Source organism: Leeia speluncae, from assembly GCF_020564625.1.
Classification (GTDB): Bacteria; Pseudomonadota; Gammaproteobacteria; order Burkholderiales; family Leeiaceae; genus Leeia; species Leeia speluncae.
In genome coordinates, this window is sequence record NZ_JAJBZT010000007.1 from 19085 (window position 1) to 34179 (window position 15095).

The 15095-nt window shown below is 43.1% G+C and carries 14 protein-coding genes; 9 read left to right on the plus strand and 5 right to left on the minus strand.

All coding sequences use genetic code 11. From position 1 onward, the window contains the following. The first annotated feature begins 2 nt into the window (after positions 1-2). From LIN78_RS12845 to LIN78_RS12855, 3 genes are all read left to right on the plus strand, one after another. Entirely contained in the window at positions 3-1109 is a 1107-nt protein-coding gene (locus tag LIN78_RS12845; RefSeq protein ID WP_227181245.1) for an ABC transporter ATP-binding protein, read from the plus strand. Positions 1110-1235: 126 nt separating this feature from the next. Then, complete coding sequence (locus tag LIN78_RS12850) at positions 1236-2516, plus strand: ABC transporter substrate-binding protein (RefSeq protein WP_227181246.1); 1281 nt, start codon at positions 1236-1238, stop codon at positions 2514-2516. A gap of 56 nt (positions 2517-2572) precedes the next feature. Next, entirely contained in the window at positions 2573-3352 is a 780-nt protein-coding gene (locus LIN78_RS12855; RefSeq protein WP_227181247.1) for an inositol monophosphatase family protein, read from the plus strand. Here LIN78_RS12855 and LIN78_RS12860 read toward each other — a convergent pair. Beyond that, positions 3344-4096 (minus strand): substrate-binding periplasmic protein, encoded by a 753-nt coding sequence (locus LIN78_RS12860; protein WP_227181248.1) that lies wholly within the window; start codon positions 4094-4096, stop codon positions 3344-3346. The genes LIN78_RS12855 and LIN78_RS12860 overlap by 9 nt on opposite strands. 290 nt (positions 4097-4386) lie before the next feature. Here LIN78_RS12860 and hisD point away from each other — a divergent pair, with 290 nt between their 5' ends. Continuing rightward, the gene (gene hisD, locus LIN78_RS12865) at positions 4387-5700 is read left to right on the plus strand and encodes a histidinol dehydrogenase (RefSeq protein WP_227181249.1); all 1314 of its coding nucleotides are present in this window, start codon (positions 4387-4389) and stop codon (positions 5698-5700) included. Between the two features lie 76 nt (positions 5701-5776). On the opposite strand, the gene LIN78_RS12870 is transcribed toward hisD, so the two are convergent. Further along, positions 5777-6598 carry a helix-turn-helix transcriptional regulator gene (locus LIN78_RS12870; protein ID WP_227181250.1) on the minus strand — a complete coding sequence of 274 codons (822 nt, stop codon included), beginning with the start codon at positions 6596-6598 and terminating at the stop codon, positions 5777-5779. 48 nt (positions 6599-6646) lie between these two features. Continuing rightward, positions 6647-7459, minus strand: coding sequence for a histidinol-phosphatase (gene hisN, locus LIN78_RS12875; protein ID WP_227181251.1), 813 nt, complete (start codon positions 7457-7459; stop codon positions 6647-6649). A 79-nt stretch (positions 7460-7538) separates the two neighbouring features. Here hisN and LIN78_RS12880 point away from each other — a divergent pair, with 79 nt between their 5' ends. Further along, positions 7539-8309, plus strand: a complete 771-nt coding sequence (locus tag LIN78_RS12880; protein WP_227181252.1) for a DeoR/GlpR family DNA-binding transcription regulator — start codon at positions 7539-7541, stop codon at positions 8307-8309. 50 nt (positions 8310-8359) lie between these two features. Here LIN78_RS12880 and LIN78_RS12885 read toward each other — a convergent pair whose 3' ends face one another. Together LIN78_RS12885 and LIN78_RS12890 are read right to left on the minus strand one after the other, a co-directional pair. Continuing rightward, positions 8360-9376 carry a glycoside hydrolase family 3 N-terminal domain-containing protein gene (locus LIN78_RS12885; protein ID WP_227181253.1) on the minus strand — a complete coding sequence of 339 codons (1017 nt, stop codon included), beginning with the start codon at positions 9374-9376 and terminating at the stop codon, positions 8360-8362. A gap of 142 nt (positions 9377-9518) precedes the next feature. Beyond that, positions 9519-10424 carry a LysR family transcriptional regulator gene (locus tag LIN78_RS12890; protein WP_227181254.1) on the minus strand — a complete coding sequence of 302 codons (906 nt, stop codon included), beginning with the start codon at positions 10422-10424 and terminating at the stop codon, positions 9519-9521. 141 nt (positions 10425-10565) lie between these two features. On the opposite strand from LIN78_RS12890, the gene speB reads away from it, so the two are divergent. From speB to LIN78_RS12910, 4 genes are all read left to right on the plus strand, one after another. Further along, the gene (gene speB / locus LIN78_RS12895; protein WP_227181255.1) at positions 10566-11519 is read left to right on the plus strand and encodes an agmatinase; all 954 of its coding nucleotides are present in this window, start codon (positions 10566-10568) and stop codon (positions 11517-11519) included. Positions 11520-11565: 46 nt separating this feature from the next. Then, on the plus strand, positions 11566-11961 hold the full coding sequence (locus LIN78_RS12900) for a YybH family protein (protein ID WP_227181256.1): 396 nt from the start codon (positions 11566-11568) through the stop codon (positions 11959-11961). Between the two features lie 9 nt (positions 11962-11970). Further along, the gene (locus LIN78_RS12905; RefSeq protein ID WP_227181257.1) at positions 11971-13473 is read left to right on the plus strand and encodes an aldehyde dehydrogenase family protein; all 1503 of its coding nucleotides are present in this window, start codon (positions 11971-11973) and stop codon (positions 13471-13473) included. Positions 13474-13550: 77 nt separating this feature from the next. Continuing rightward, positions 13551-15044, plus strand: a complete 1494-nt coding sequence (locus LIN78_RS12910; RefSeq protein ID WP_227181258.1) for a purine-cytosine permease family protein — start codon at positions 13551-13553, stop codon at positions 15042-15044. The last annotated feature ends 51 nt before the right edge of the window (positions 15045-15095 follow it).

Below are 15095 nucleotides of genomic sequence, written 5' to 3' on the forward strand. Positions count from 1 at the left end.
TCATGTCATCTTTACATATCAAAAACGTAAAAAAATCATATGCCCATATTGAAATTTTGAAAGAGGTCAATATTGATGTTGATGATGGTGAGTTCTTGGTGCTACTAGGTCCATCAGGCTGCGGTAAATCAACATTACTTAATGCGATTGCGGGTTTAGAGCCAGTAACAAGTGGCGAAATCATTATTGATGGTTTAGTGGTGAATGATTTAGAACCATCAGAGCGCGATATCGCGATGGTATTTCAATCTTATGCGCTATACCCAACGATGTCGGTTAGAAAAAATCTAACTTTTGGCATGAAGGTCAGAGGTGTTTCAAAAGCAGAACAAGAAAATGAATTAAAGCGCGTTGCTTCAATTTTGCAGTTGGATAAATTACTAGATCGTAAGCCAAGTCAGCTATCTGGTGGCCAGCGCCAACGTGTAGCAATGGGCCGTGCGATGGTTCGTGAGCCCAAGATTTTCTTGTTTGATGAGCCATTATCTAATCTTGATGCGAAGCTTCGCACCGACATGCGGGCGGAAATTAAGAAACTGCATCAACGTGTAAAGACGACTACCGTTTATGTGACACACGATCAAATTGAAGCAATGACGTTGGCTACTAAGATTGTCATTATGAATGGCGGCGTTGTTCAACAGATCGCTTCACCACAAGAGATTTACGAAAAACCAAACAATTTATTTGTTGCTAAGTTTATCGGTTCACCACAGATGAACTGTGTTTCTGGCCATTTAGAAATGCTTAACGGCAAAGTAATGTTTGTTGGTAGTGAAGATAAAGTAAATCCATTCCGTATTGATCTAGGTAATGTCTCTGATCGCATTAAACAATATGTAGGTAAGCCAATCGTCATTGGTTTTAGACCAGAGTGGATTAACGTCCAGGCTGAAAATCAGCAACTACCGGGAAATTTCTCTGCAATGGTAGAGGTTGTAGAACCGACAGGTTCAGACAACTTTGTTGAATTAAATGCAAATGCAGAGCCATTTATGGCAAGGCTTGCACCGGGGTTAGGAAATCCTGGTGAAAAAATGCATTTAAGCATTGATGTTAACAAAATCCTTTTCTTTGATGCCAAGACTGAAGAGCGCATCCAATCATGAAGGATCGTTAATCCTGCATTAACCATTGCCGCACAAGCATTAAGAGTGGCCGAGCATATTGCCTTTTCTGATTTCAACGTAGCAGTTAATTAGTTTCACGGTAGTGCTTTTCTAAAGGAGATAGTAATGAGAAAAACTTGTAAAACAAATTGGAAGTTCAAGTCTTTTATTGCTTCAAGCATCATCGGTGGTTTAGTTGCGGCAAGCTATGCTCAAGCAGCTGGTACTGTAGAAGTGATGCATGGCTGGACGTCTAGCAGTGAAGCGTATGCGATTCAGAGTTTGCGTGATGCATTAGCAAAACAAGGGATTGGCTGGAAGGATTCTGCAATTGCTGGCGATGGTGGAGCTAATGCTCAACAAGCCTTGCAGGCGAGGTTGGCAGCAGGAAGTGCACCTATTGCAGCGGCAACATTTCCTGAGCTTATGCGCTCATATCAACAGCAAAATACATTAGAAAGCTTAGATGCGTATGCAAAAGCAGGTAACTTAGATGCACGTATCCCAAAAGAATTGCAACCATACATTAAGGTAAATGGCTCTTACTATAGTATTCCAATCACCATGCATAGAGAGAATATGCTTTGGATTAACAAAAAAGTACTAGCTAAATATGGTGATAAAGCCCCGACAACGTGGCCAGAGTTTTTAGCATTAGCGGAAAAAATGAAAAAGGATGGCATTATTCCTTTGGCTTTAGGTGGGGAAGATTGGCAAGAGGCAGAGATCTTTTCATCTATCATGATTGGTTTGGGTGGTCCTGCATTTTATAAAAGTGCCATCGTGAAGCATGATTTAAAGTCTATTCAAAGCGACACCATGAAAAAGACCTTTGAAACATTTAGAAAGGTGTTGTCCTATGCAGATAAGAACCGTGCAGGACGTGATTGGAACGTTGCCACACAAATGGTCATTAATGGAAAAGCAGGCATGCAGATTCAAGGTGACTGGGCAAAAGGCGAGTTCTTGAAACAAAATAAAGTGCCAGGGACAGATTTTGTGTGTGTCTCTGCGCCTGGTAACAATGCGAACTTTGTTTTTGTTTCAGATGTTTTTGTGATGTTTAAACAAAAAAATGCGGATGCAGCAGCAAATCAAAAGGCTTTCTCGAATTTGCTGATGGACAAATCTGCTCAAGAATTATTTAACTTGCGCAAAGGTTCAATTTCTCCATTTATGGATGTTCCAGCCGATAAGTTTGATGCGTGTGGTAAGCAAGCAATTGTTGATCGCGCTGCTTCAATTAAATCTGGTGGTTTCCTTCCTTCATTCTTGGAAAATATTGCACTGCCACGTAATTTGCGTGGTGCTTATGTCGATACGATTACAAGCTTTGCTAATAATCCATCGATGAGTGCAGATGATGCTGTGAAGAAATTGGCTGCAGCTGTTAAGTCAGCAAGTTAAGTTGTACATCATATGGGCGGTTTTTTAACCGCCCATATTTTTTGGGAAATTGAAAAATGAAAATACTCGATAAAGACATAGAAAAAGACTTCTTTCAGATGGCTGATGCTGCAAAAGAAATCTCTATGCGGTATTTTCGCCAGCCCTTAGAAGTATATGACAAGCCAGATTTATCGCCTGTAACACAAGCGGACATGCAAATTGAAGCGTGGCTATCTTCTTATGTAAAAGCAAATTTTCCTGAGCATAATTTTTTTGGCGAAGAGTTTGGTTTTATCGATAATGGTAGTGAATATACATGGGTGGTAGACCCCATTGATCGTACAAAGAGTTTTGCTGCTGGAATGCCTACATTTGCGACTTTAATTGCGCTGCTTAAAAACCAGCAACCAATTGCGGGTTTGGTTGATTTTCCAGTGACCAATGAACGTTTCTTTAGTAAAAAATTAGGCAAGACTTTCCTCAATGGTAAGCAATGCCATGCTAAGCAAAATAGAGATCCCGCAAAAGCAATCGCATTTACTACGTCACCAGAGAAATATATCGGGGAAAAACAGCTACAAGTGTTGAGTCGTATTCGCCAACGTTCATCTTATCTTCGATATTGCTATGATAGTTATGCATTTGCTGGAATCGCCTTAGGAACGGTAGATGTGGTCGTTGAGTGCAATATCAAACCGTATGATTGTCTTGCCCTTGTGCCAATCATTGAAGGGGCGGGCGGTGTGATCTCCAATTGGGACGGATCACCGATCGATCTCCATACTAAAGGAAATATTATTGCGAGTAGCAATATGGAGATACACCGCACATTTATGGAGTGTTTTTCAGAATAGTTTAAAACCGAGATAGTTGAGTGAAATCTGATTAATTGAACCGTCAGCAATTCTTGTTTTAATGACTTGGTTTAACTGTTGACGCATTTTTTCATTTTGCTTATTTAGAACTATTACGTAACCATCACCTAGCACTCTTCTTTCTACAATAGGAGAGCCTACAACGGTGAATGAACCATTACGCCGGCTGACTTCATCGTTAATGACACCTAAATCATCTATGGCTAAATCAATTAATTGATCTTTCAAGGCATTAAACATAACGCCAGAATTCAAATATCCCCAGGAAGTTGCTGATGGAAAATTCTTTTTAACGAGTTTTTCGAAGGCAGAATTAGACACATATCCAACGCGTTTACCCGCTAAAAAGTCATAAGAGAGGAAAGCTGGATAAACGGTTTTACCTGCAGTGACAAATCCACCTTTCACATTTCCATAAACCTCTGTTGGTAGATTTTGTGGTTGAACCTCATTCTTTCTGATTGATGCGACACCAAATGCTGCCTGATTTTTTGATACTAGATTTTGAATTTGAATCGGATCGACTAATTTTAGATCGCACTCACTTTTTAAATCGGCACATAGTAGACGAATCAGTGCAATATTAAAGCCATCTGGCTTGCCATTCGTTACAAAACTATAGGGTGGATTATTTTGGGTGGTAGCTACGATTATTCTTTCAGCCCAAACAGGGAGTGCCACAGTCAGGGATAGTGATATAGATGCTTTAATAAGAAATTTCATGTGCAATATCCCAGATAAGTATATGTCTGAGAGATATTAATGACGGCTGGATGTTGTGAAAATTCGCAACAAGCAGCAAATGGTGCGGCAGGTTGCGAAGGTTATTAGGGGAGAGGTAAGCGCTTAATTTTGCGCATGAAAGATTTATGATTTCTGCTTCAGTTTGAGTCTACTTTGTGAAGTTTGCGAAATTGTTTCACGAAAAGAGGTTCTCGATAATGGCAATAAATGAGAGGCACCAGAATATAAAGTCTGATGCAAATTTTGCCCTAATTGAGAACGAGGAAAGTATGGCTTATTACTTGAAGACCACCACTTCAAAAGTATCTGGCGAAGCAGATATTAAGCAAGTACGCAGAGTGGTAGAAGACATGATTGAAGATATCAGCGAACGTGGAGCAATCGCTGTTCATGAATATTCAGAAAAATTTGATAAATGGAATCCTGAAAATTTCCGTTTAAGCCAGGCTCAAATTGAAGCTTGTATGGCTGAATTAACTGAGCAGCAAATTGAAGATATTAAATTTGCTCAGGCGCAAGTTCGTAATTTTGCTCAGCACCAACGTGATTCAATGAAGGATATCGAGGTTGAGACTATCCCTGGCGTGATTCTTGGTCACAAGAATATCCCGGTAGAGTCCGTTGGTTGTTATATTCCAAGTGGTAAATATCCACTTCTCGCTTCTGCACACATGGGTATTGTGACCGCTAAAGTTGCTGGTGCAAAGAAAGTGATTGCTACAACGCCTCCATTTGAAGGCAAGCCAAGTGCGGCGGTGGTTGCTTCTATTCATTTAGCCGGTGCCGATGAAATTTACTGCATTGGTGGCGTGCAAGCGGTTACTTCTATGGCGCTTGGGATTGGTGAATTCCCAAAAGTAGACATGATTGTTGGCCCTGGTAACGCCTATGTTGCTGAAGCTAAGCGCCAATTGTTTGGCACGGTCGGTATTGATTTGTTTGCAGGCCCTACAGAGACGTTGGTGATTGCAGATGATTCAGTAGATGGTGAATTAGTTGCAACCGATTTACTTGGTCAAGCTGAGCATGGCCCTACCTCTCCTGCAGTGTTAATTACTACTTCAAAAAAATTAGCTGAAGATACATTAGCAGAAGTGGAAAGATTACTCGGTATTTTAGATACCGCCCCAATTGCGCGCCACGCATGGGAACACTACGGCGAAATTATCGTTTGTGAAAACGATGAGGAAGTAATTAAAGAGTCAGACCGTATTGCTTCAGAGCATGTGCAAGTAATGACAAAAGATCCAGATTTCTTCTTGGCTCGTTTACAGAACTATGGCGCATTATTCTTGGGTGCAAGAACAAATGTTTCTTATGGTGATAAGGTAATTGGTACAAACCATACCTTGCCTACTTCTGGTGCAGCTAGATTTACAGGTGGTCTATGGGTAGGTAAGTTTTTAAAAACATGCACATATCAAAAAGTACTGACAGATGAAGCGTCTGTGAAAATTGGCGAATATTGCTCTCGTCTATGTATTTTGGAAGGTTTTACTGGTCACGCTGAACAGGCCAATATTCGTATCCGTCGATATGGCAAGGTAGATGTTCCATACGGAAAGCCTTATGGGGTGAAGTAATTTAAAAGGTGTCTTCCTCGTTATGGGGTGTTTAGCCAAGCTCAAAAAGCTTGGCTTTTTTTATTTCATGGGTGACTTAAAACTCCCCGCCAAAAATGAAGTCATTCTTCTGGTTGGTTAAGTATTCTCTTACTTCTAGAGGAATGGAATTATCTGTTGGCAATAATGCCGTTGCTTTTTCTAGCAATGATTTCGCTGGTTTTTCTTTGCCGACAAATTCTAAAATCATCCTTGTCGAAAAGGGTTGTCTAAATGTGGTGGCGGCAATACCTGATAACGTTCCGTAAACAAACCGCAATGGTTTTCTATGTTGTGGGACGAGAATAGAAAACGTCATCTCGTTTTTCTGATCCCCTTCAAAGTCGACAAGAAAAATCCGGTCACCAAACAAGAAGCAAAAGCCATGGTAGCTAAATGTATAGCCAATTTTTCCACTGCCATCTAACTTAGGAAAGCGTTCTGTCGTGGTGTGTTGAATGAATTTACCTTTTTTGTAGATGTGGGTAATCGATCTTAGAATCCGCCCTTTGTAGATGGAGGAGTTGTGATATCTAAAATAGGTACCAAGGATTCCATCTAAGTTTTTGGAGCTGTCTTCTGCTAGCGAAAGAAACTTAGTTAATTCAGGGTTATCTTTTAGATCAATCGGAATTTCGTATTCTTTGCCTTCATAAAAATTGATAAAAGCTTGTGGCTCTAAAAATAGATCTTCGGGCTCCATGGAGAAATACCTAGAAATCTTTAATAGAATTTTTTGTGAAGGCTGGTGCAAACCTGCTAAATATTTATTGAACTGCTGTCGATTAATGCCTAATTTTCTACAGAAATCGGCTAAGGAATCAAATGAGTCCGCTAGAACTTTCAAATTTTTTGTTATATGCGCTTCATTAGTTTTCATGGATCTCTCTCGTCAATCTACTTCTGGAATGGGGGGCGAAAGACTGTACTAGGGATGTACAAGTGTTTTTTGCGAGTTCAAAATGGATAGTACTTGCTGGTGTAGCGAGGCATTCGCACTAGCGACAATAATGCCTCCTTGTTCTGGTCTATCTCCAGAAAGCGTCGTGACAATGCCACCAGCTGTTTCAATTATTGGAATAAATGCGGCAATGTCATATGGTTTTAGGGCGTATTCAAGGCAAATATCAATGTGACCGGCTGCCAGCATGGCCATTGCGTAGCATTCACCACCATATCGAGTCATTTTTACGGCTTCATTTAATCGATCAAACCGAATCTCTGGATATTTTGAAATGGGTTCTGGGGAAGTGGTATGTAAGATGGCGGCAGATACGTCGCTAACTGAGCTTGTCTGTAAAACGCGATTGTATTGTGGTCCTTGGTACCACGCGGTTTTACCGTCCGACCAAAAGCGCTCTTTCGTTACTGGTTGCGCCATCATGCCCATTTGGGCGATGCCTTTGTGATACAAACCAATCAATGTTCCCCAAACCGGTAAGCCGCAGATAAATGGTCTCGTACCATCAACAGGATCTAATACCCACTCCCAATCTGAGTTTCCGGTTGTTCCAAACTCTTCTCCGGTCACTTGGTGATCTGCAAACGTTTGATGAATCAGTGCTCGCATCACTTTTTCAGCTTCTTTATCTGCTTCTGTGACAGGATCAAACAGAAAGAGGTCGTGAGTCTTTGTTTCAATATTCACGCGATCATTCGTTCGAAATCTACTCATTGTTTCTTTTTCCGCTAAATCAGCTAGCTTGTGGAAAAAATGAATGTCAGGTTGAATAGTAGACATAGCAGTTCCAACGGTTTTATGTTGCGAAAAATTGTTCTGATGGTTATTGTTGAAATATTGCGATGGATTTGGATTTATTATGAGCGATTATGCTGTTTTCCCTGATCAAAGACAAGCGGCTATTCGCGAAAGGCTGCAGAAATTTGGTCGGGTTGTATGTATACATCTCGCAGAAGAAATGGGGGTTTCAGAGCATACTATTCGTAGAGATTTACAGGAGTTAGCCAATCAAGGTTATTGCAAGAAGGTGTATGGTGGCGCTGTAAGTATTGCACCGGGTGGTCAAGATTTTGAGCGTAGACTAGAAAATAATGTAGATGAAAAGTCACAACTCGCAAAGGTTGCCTCTCCCATTTTTAGAAATAATACTTGTATTTTTATTGATGCAGGAACCACTAACCTTTGCCTCGCCCAAGCTATCCCGCTTAATGTAAAGCTAACTGTAGTGACTCATTCGCCAGCCATTGCGGTGGAGGTGTTGAAGCACCCATTATGTGAAGTGGTGTTACTTGGCGGTAAAATGAGTAAGCAACTTGGTGCAGCAACCGGAGTGTCCGTAATCAAGCAACTTGAAGAAATTTATTTTGACTTATGTGTGCTTGGCGTCTGTGGGTTTGATATCGATGAAGGGGTTACTGCGTTCGATTATGAAGATGCAGAAATGAAAAAAATATTGGTGAAGCAAAGTAGCGAAGTATTGATTGCATTAACTGCTGAAAAAATATCATCTGTTGCCAATTTTAAAGTAACGCCATTGCAAAATGTCTCTTATCTTGTATTCAGTGGTGAAATCTCAGATAGTCAGCAACATGCCCTAGATGCATCGGGAGTCAAAGTAATACAAGGTTAAACACCATATTCAGCGTGTTTAACCTTGTTAATTGAAAAGAGGAGAGAGGTCTAATTTACGCTCGCCAATGTTGTTGCGAGTTTTCGTACGCGATTCGCAGCATCTTGAAGACGATCTATTTTTAACAGGCCATTTTCAGCTGCTTGAATAATTGCATTTGCTACTTCATCAAGCCCTGCTTCACTAGACAATAAAAGCAAGTCAGCGCCAGCGATTAGCGAGGCAATGGCCGTTTCTGCAATACTTCTGCCCCTGTGAATACCTGGTGCATCTAGATCATCTGAAATAATTAATCCGCTAAAGCCCATTGTTTCCCGCAAGTAGCGGATGGTTATTTGAGAGGTGCTTGAGGGTTCGTTTGCGTCAAATACTGGAACTAATGCCGGACCAATCATGATGGCGTTAACATCAGATGCAATCAAGGTTTCAAATACACTTAAAGTTGGTTGTAGTTCATCTTTTGTTGCTTTTACTATTGCCTCGCCAATGGCCGGGTCTATCACTGACGTAGGATGGCCCGGAAAATGTTTGGCAACAGCTGCAACCCCTCCTGCTTGAATGCCCAATGTAAAGGCATTCGCCATTTTTCCTACTACGGCGGCATCCTGTCCAAGGGTTCGATTGTGTAACCACGGATTTTCGCCCGTCACGATATCGACAATTGGTGATAAGAACATGTTAATGCCTAGTGTTCTTGCAGTTGTGGCAACTTGTTTTGCCTTTTCTTCCAAATCATCGTCAGATAGCAAACTTGCTTCTTCGCTAGAGGGTAAGGCGGGTACTAGTTGATGTAGCCTTTGAATGCCACCTAGTTCCTGATCTACGGCAACTAATAATGGTTGTTGCGCAATTTCTTTGGCCTGACTGACAAGAAAGCTGAAGTCATTTGCCTTTTCAGCGCGTATTCGTTCACTTGTCATCTTTCTTGAGACATATTCTTCTCTTGTTTCTCCAAGAAGTAATGACATCCCCCCTTGCTTCAGAAAATTGGTTACATCCTTAGAAAGTGTTAAGTCACTAAAAGCAGGAAGCATCACTGCATAAGCGTCAATCAAGTTGGAGTTCATTAGATTATCCAATTAATGAATGGGAATAGTGTCTTGATTGATTGTGCTCTATTGTGATGTATTGTGCAATATTTGTGTGTCGATGATGTAATGAATCAAGTCAATAGAGAAATAAACTAAGGGCATCGACAAAGGGAATGGCTTAACTTTCTTCTCCATGTGCATCTTGCAGGTCTTCCAAGAACGCACGAACAATGTCCGACAAGAAGCGTTTTTGCCTTGTTACGACAAAGAAGGGGACTTCGTAGTGGAAGAGCTTTGGATTGAGTGGTTTTAATAAGCCTTGTTTTACATAGGGTTCAGCAAAGTGAATCGGCAAAAAACCTAAGTGGTAGCCAGATAAAATGAGCATGGCTACCGCTTCCATATTGTCTGCTTGTGCGGTGATATGAATTTCATTGGCGTAGATCTGCGCTTCAGGAATTGGGTAAGAGCGCCATGCCCATTCGTGTGGGGCAACTTCTTCAAAGGTGGTTTCACCTGCCTGCTCAAACAGAGGATGACCTCTGCCGCAGTAGGCAATCTGCTTTTCTATAAAGAGACTTGTGTAGTTGAGTGTTGGTACTCTATGCCAAAAGTACCCTACGGCAATTTCAACCGCGCCATTAATGAGATCTTCTTCAAGCTCGCCTGGTGGTCTTACTTGTATATCAAATCTGACGGCTTCGTTCCTTTTGCGAAAATGCGCAATCGCTTCACTAATGCGGGCATTTTGGCTAAGTGGTGTGTGGCCAATTAAACCGATTCGAAGGTTGCCGACTAGCTGTTTGTCCATGTGACGAGCTTGTTCGGTGAATTCTCCTACCGCTGCTAATAGGGAACGAGAGAGTTCAACAAACCTTTCGCCTTTAGGGGTAAGCGCAAACCCAGCTCTTCCGCGTTCGCAGAGGCGGTAACCTAATCGGGTTTCAAGGCTAGATAACTGCGTACTAATGGTCGATTGCCCAACATTTAAAGCCGTTTGTGCGGGGGTAATACCACCAGCGTCGACAACGCCCAAAAACACCCTGATTAACCGTAAATCCAGATCGCTAAGATTCCCAAGCACAATCTATCCTTTACATTACATCGATAAATATCAATGTAAACGTCTAATAGTTAGAATTCAAAATCTATGTAATGTCTTCATACTAGCAAAAAATCTGCGATCTGTTGCGTTGGGTCGTATCAATGTAGTTGGAGACATGTAATGAATGATCAGTTTTTTCAGCCAATGAGCGGTAATGAAATGCCTCGTTTTGGTGGTATTGCCACCATGATGCGCTTACCGTATCAGCCTACTTCAGAAGGCTTAGATGCCTGTTTTGTTGGCGTACCGTTTGACTTGGGTACTTCTAATCGTACAGGGGCACGTTTTGGCCCTCGCCAAATTCGTAGCGAATCTGTGTTGCTGCGCCCATACAATATGGCTACCCGTGCGGCTCCTTTTGACTCTCTGCGCGTAGCAGACATTGGCGATGTCGCCTCTAACCCATATAACTTACAAGATTCGATTAGCAGAATTGAATCTGCTTATGATGACATTATTAAAAATGGTTGCCGTCCAATTACATTAGGTGGCGACCATACCATTGCACTTCCCATTTTGCGTGCGCTTCATAAAAAGTACGGCAAAGTGGGATTAATTCATGTCGATGCACATGCCGATGTAAACGACACCATGTTTGGTGAAAAAATTGCCCACGGCACACCATTTCGCCGCGCGACGGAAGAAGGCCTTCTAGATACTAATCGTGTAGTACAAATTGGCCTTCGTGGTACTGGTTACGAAGCCGAGGATTTTGACTGGTGTCGCCAGCAAGGTTTTCGTGTGGTGCAAGCAGAGGCCTGTTGGAACCAATCTTTAGCCGGACTAATGAAAGAAGTCCATGCGCAGTTATCTGGTGGTCCTGTGTATATCAGCTTTGATATTGATGGTATCGATCCCGCTTACGCGCCTGGCACCGGCACACCTGAAATCGCCGGTTTAACTGTTCCGCAGGCATTAGAAATTATTCGTGGTGCGCATGGGTTAGATATTGTTGGTGCAGATTTAGTTGAAGTTTCTCCTCCTTATGATCCCCAAGGTACGACGGCATTGCTAGGCGCCAACCTAGCTTATGAATTGCTATGTGTACTACCTGGTGTGAATTACCGCGCCTAGTTCAAACAGGGATGACTGTTTGATTGGAATATTGGAAGGAAGACGAATGATGACACCAGAACAAGAAGTACTCGCCGCAGCTCAAGGCTTGGTTAACGTGTTTGGCCAACACAATAAAGAGGCTTACTTTGCCGCCTTTGCTCCCGAAGCAACTTTTGTTTTTCATAACGTCCCTGAACGGTTAGCAAATCGTGCTGCATACGAATCATTGTGGGCTGTGTGGGAAGCGGATGGTTTCCGTGTTTTAGCGTGCGAATCGACGAATCAGTTAGTACAGCTTTATGGCGATATGGCCATTTTTACGCATGATGTGAAAACCCATGTACGTTTTGGCACCGAAGAGGCAGTTTCGCAAGAGCGAGAAACCATCGTGTTTCGTCATCAACAAGGTGGTGCATGGCTAGCCGTACATGAACATCTTTCTCTGCACGCTGCTAACTAGGAGGGTCAGATGAACGATTTAGCTATCCAAGGAAATGCACTACTTCCTTTAGATTTGTCTCAGCCAATTGATGGGATGTTGCTGAACAATCAGTGGCAAGCAGGGCATGGTGAATTATTTAATGTTATGAATCCTTCTACGGGAGAGGTGCTTGCTCGCGTAAAAACAGCTACGGCAGCAGATGTTCCTACCGCCGTAGCGGCCGCAAAGCGCGCATTACCAGCATGGAAGTATGCCGCTCCGGCAGAACGGGCGAAGGTATTGCGCCAAATTGCCACCGGTATTGCATCGGCGGCTGCGCAGTTAGAGGCTATGCAGCAACTCAATAGTGGCAAACCAGCTTTTGAGGCATCGCTTGATGTGGCAGATGCCATTGCCACCTTTGAATATTACGCCGATTTAATTAGCAATGATGATCGTCATTCAGAAGCCGAAGTAGCGTTGCCGGATGATGCTTTCGAAGGCGAATACGTATTAGAAGCCTGTGGTATTGCAGGGCTGATCGTGCCTTGGAATTTCCCGATGGTAACAACCGCTTGGAAAGTCGCTCCGGCCTTAGCTGCTGGCTGTTGTGTCATCTTAAAACCAGCAGAACTTACGCCATTAAGTGAAATTCTGTTAGCTAATATTATCGCTCAAAGTGGTATTCCTGATGGGGTATTTAACGTACTGGTTGGTGCGGGTAGCGATGTGGGCGCAGCGATGGTAGACCATCCCGAAATTGATAAAATTTCGTTTACTGGCAGCAATGCGGTTGGCCGAAAAGTCATGGCAGCAGCGGCAAGGTTTACTAAGCCAGTTAGCTTAGAGTTGGGTGGCAAGTCTTCTTTAGTGGTTTGTGAAGATGCAGATTTGGATACTGCTGTAGACCTTGCCTTAAAAGGTGTGTTTTTTAATGCAGGACAAATGTGTTCGGCTACCTCGCGAATTCTCGTTGCAGAATCAATCTACCCCGCATTTAAAGCACGTTTTGTCGCAGCAACTGAGGCAATGGTTTGTGGGGCGCCTTCCGTTGAAAATGTAGAAATGGGCCCACTGATTAGTGAAGCTCAACTCAATCGGGTGATGTCTTATATCCGAGCAGGAAAAGAGGCGGGGGCTCATTGTTTAACAGGCGGTGAGCGCGTTGCTGATTCGAGCGGTTATTTTATTGCCCCGACAATTTTTGAAAACGTGCCAGAAGAATCTGCTATCTGGAAAGAAGAGATCTTCGGACCAGTTGCCTGCCTGATGACCTTTCAAACAGATGAAGAGGCCATCGAAATAGCCAACCATAGTGATTATGGTCTGGTGGCAACGGTGGTTTCGCAAAGCAAAACACGCAGCCAAAAATATACCCGCCAATTACACGTTGGCATGGTGTGGGTGAACTCTCCACAAGTGATTTTCCCGCATACCTCTTGGGGTGGTATGAAGCAAAGTGGTATTGGTCGCGAGCTAGGTCCGTGGGGTCTTCGTGCTTACCAACAGCTTAAACATGTAGTGAGTTTAAAAGAGAGTTTTACCTTGTAGTAACCCTAGGGCACCCCTAGGGGGTGCTCATCAAAGATGACATAACCTGTTAATCTGTCCATATAGAGGAGAGCACTATGGCACAGCAAATGGCGGACGCAAGCCAGAAAAAAAAGGGTGGTATTGAAACCCGCTCAATCGATTACGTTCCTGAAAATGAACGTCATAGTAAAGTGATTCACCAAGGGCCATTCTGGTTTTTGGGTAACTTTCAATTCTTTACCATCGCCATTGGTTTTATTGGCCCAAGTATGGGTTTATCGCTAGGCTATACAGCTCTAGCTGGGGCACTGGGTATTTTGTTTGGTACCTTATTTATGGCTTTTCACGCCTCTCAAGGTGCTGAGCTTGGCCTTCCCCAGATGATCCAATCTCGCGCCCAGTTTGGCTATCGCGGCGTAGTATTGGTGCTGATCGGTACGCTATTTACCTTTGTCGGTTTTAACGTCGTCGATACGGTCTTAGTGTCTAGTGGTTTACATGGTATTTTCGGTTGGGATCCAACCATCGTCGCCTTAGGGATGGCGGTGATTGGTACCTTATTGGCAATTTATGGCCATGATTGGTTACATCGAATTTTTCAATTGTGCTTCATCATTAGTTTGCCACTGTATCTGATGCTGACCGTTGCTATTTTCATGGGCGAGGCAGGGGGTAAGGCGCCTACCGTTGCACTTGGCTTTAGTTGGGTTGCCTTTATTGCCCAGTTTGCGGCTAGTGCTAGCTACAATATTACCTATGCACCGTATGTGTCTGATTATTCGCGCTATTTACCACGTAATACCAAGCCATCTTCTATTATTGCTGCCGTGTTTTTCGGTGCTTCGTCTTCCGCAATTTGGTTGATCGCAATGGGCGCGTGGTTAGCTACTCACCTAGGCGCATCCGATGGCCTAGTCGCACTTTATGATGCGGGTAATCATGTTGTTCATGGGTTTGGTTCGGTGATCGCACTCACTTCGGTAACGGCTTTAATTGCGACGATGGGCCTAAATGCCTATAGCGGCATGCTAACGGTGGTGACTGCGCTAGATTCTCTCAAGAAAGTGAATCCGTCTGTCGGAATTCGCATTGTGACGATTCTCTGTTTGGCCGTGATTTGGTTGGCCATTTCATTAGCGGTGAATGGTGATGCAATTGGTATCTTGTTTGCCGTACTAACCGTGATGCTTTACCTACTCGTACCTTGGACGGCAGTTAACTTGGTCGATTACTTCTTTGTTCGTCGTGGAAAATATGCGATTACCCATTTCTTCCGCCCAGACGGTATCTATGGCGCTTGGGGTAAACGGGGTATTGCGGCGTACCTAATTGGCTTCATTGCATCGATTCCATTCTTTGAATTAATTGGCGTGTACTCAGGCCCAATTGCCGAAATGATGGGTGGGGTAGATTTGGCATGGTTAGTTGGCTTGGTAGTCTCTAGTGCCGCGTACTATCTACTTAGCCGTTCTATCGATCTAACAGCAGAACTGCCCGTTATTGCCGAGAGCGAACAAGCACTCATGCAATTGCACAATACGGATCACACACCAGAGGCAAAGGCTGTTCCTGTTGGCGCATCTGTCTAATCCAATGCTGATGTAGTGTCTATTAAAAAAGGGAAAGGCTATTTAAAGGCT

Excerpts from the sequence above, each read along its gene's own strand:
- LIN78_RS12905 (WP_227181257.1), top strand. The coding sequence starts at position 11,971 with ATGAACGATTTAGCTATCCAAGGAAATGCACTACTTCCTTTAGATTTG.
- LIN78_RS12850 (WP_227181246.1), top strand. The coding sequence starts at position 1,236 with ATGAGAAAAACTTGTAAAACAAATTGGAAGTTCAAGTCTTTTATTGCT.
- LIN78_RS12860 (WP_227181248.1), bottom strand. The coding sequence starts at position 4,096 with ATGAAATTTCTTATTAAAGCATCTATATCACTATCCCTGACTGTGGCA.
- hisD (WP_227181249.1), top strand. The coding sequence starts at position 4,387 with ATGGCTTATTACTTGAAGACCACCACTTCAAAAGTATCTGGCGAAGCA.
- LIN78_RS12855 (WP_227181247.1), top strand. The coding sequence starts at position 2,573 with ATGAAAATACTCGATAAAGACATAGAAAAAGACTTCTTTCAGATGGCT.
- LIN78_RS12885 (WP_227181253.1), bottom strand. The coding sequence starts at position 9,376 with ATGAACTCCAACTTGATTGACGCTTATGCAGTGATGCTTCCTGCTTTT.
- LIN78_RS12900 (WP_227181256.1), top strand. The coding sequence starts at position 11,566 with ATGATGACACCAGAACAAGAAGTACTCGCCGCAGCTCAAGGCTTGGTT.
- LIN78_RS12910 (WP_227181258.1), top strand. The coding sequence starts at position 13,551 with ATGGCACAGCAAATGGCGGACGCAAGCCAGAAAAAAAAGGGTGGTATT.
- hisN (WP_227181251.1), bottom strand. The coding sequence starts at position 7,459 with ATGTCTACTATTCAACCTGACATTCATTTTTTCCACAAGCTAGCTGAT.
- LIN78_RS12845 (WP_227181245.1), top strand. The coding sequence starts at position 3 with ATGTCATCTTTACATATCAAAAACGTAAAAAAATCATATGCCCATATT.
- LIN78_RS12870 (WP_227181250.1), bottom strand. The coding sequence starts at position 6,598 with ATGAAAACTAATGAAGCGCATATAACAAAAAATTTGAAAGTTCTAGCG.
- speB (WP_227181255.1), top strand. The coding sequence starts at position 10,566 with ATGAATGATCAGTTTTTTCAGCCAATGAGCGGTAATGAAATGCCTCGT.
- LIN78_RS12880 (WP_227181252.1), top strand. The coding sequence starts at position 7,539 with ATGAGCGATTATGCTGTTTTCCCTGATCAAAGACAAGCGGCTATTCGC.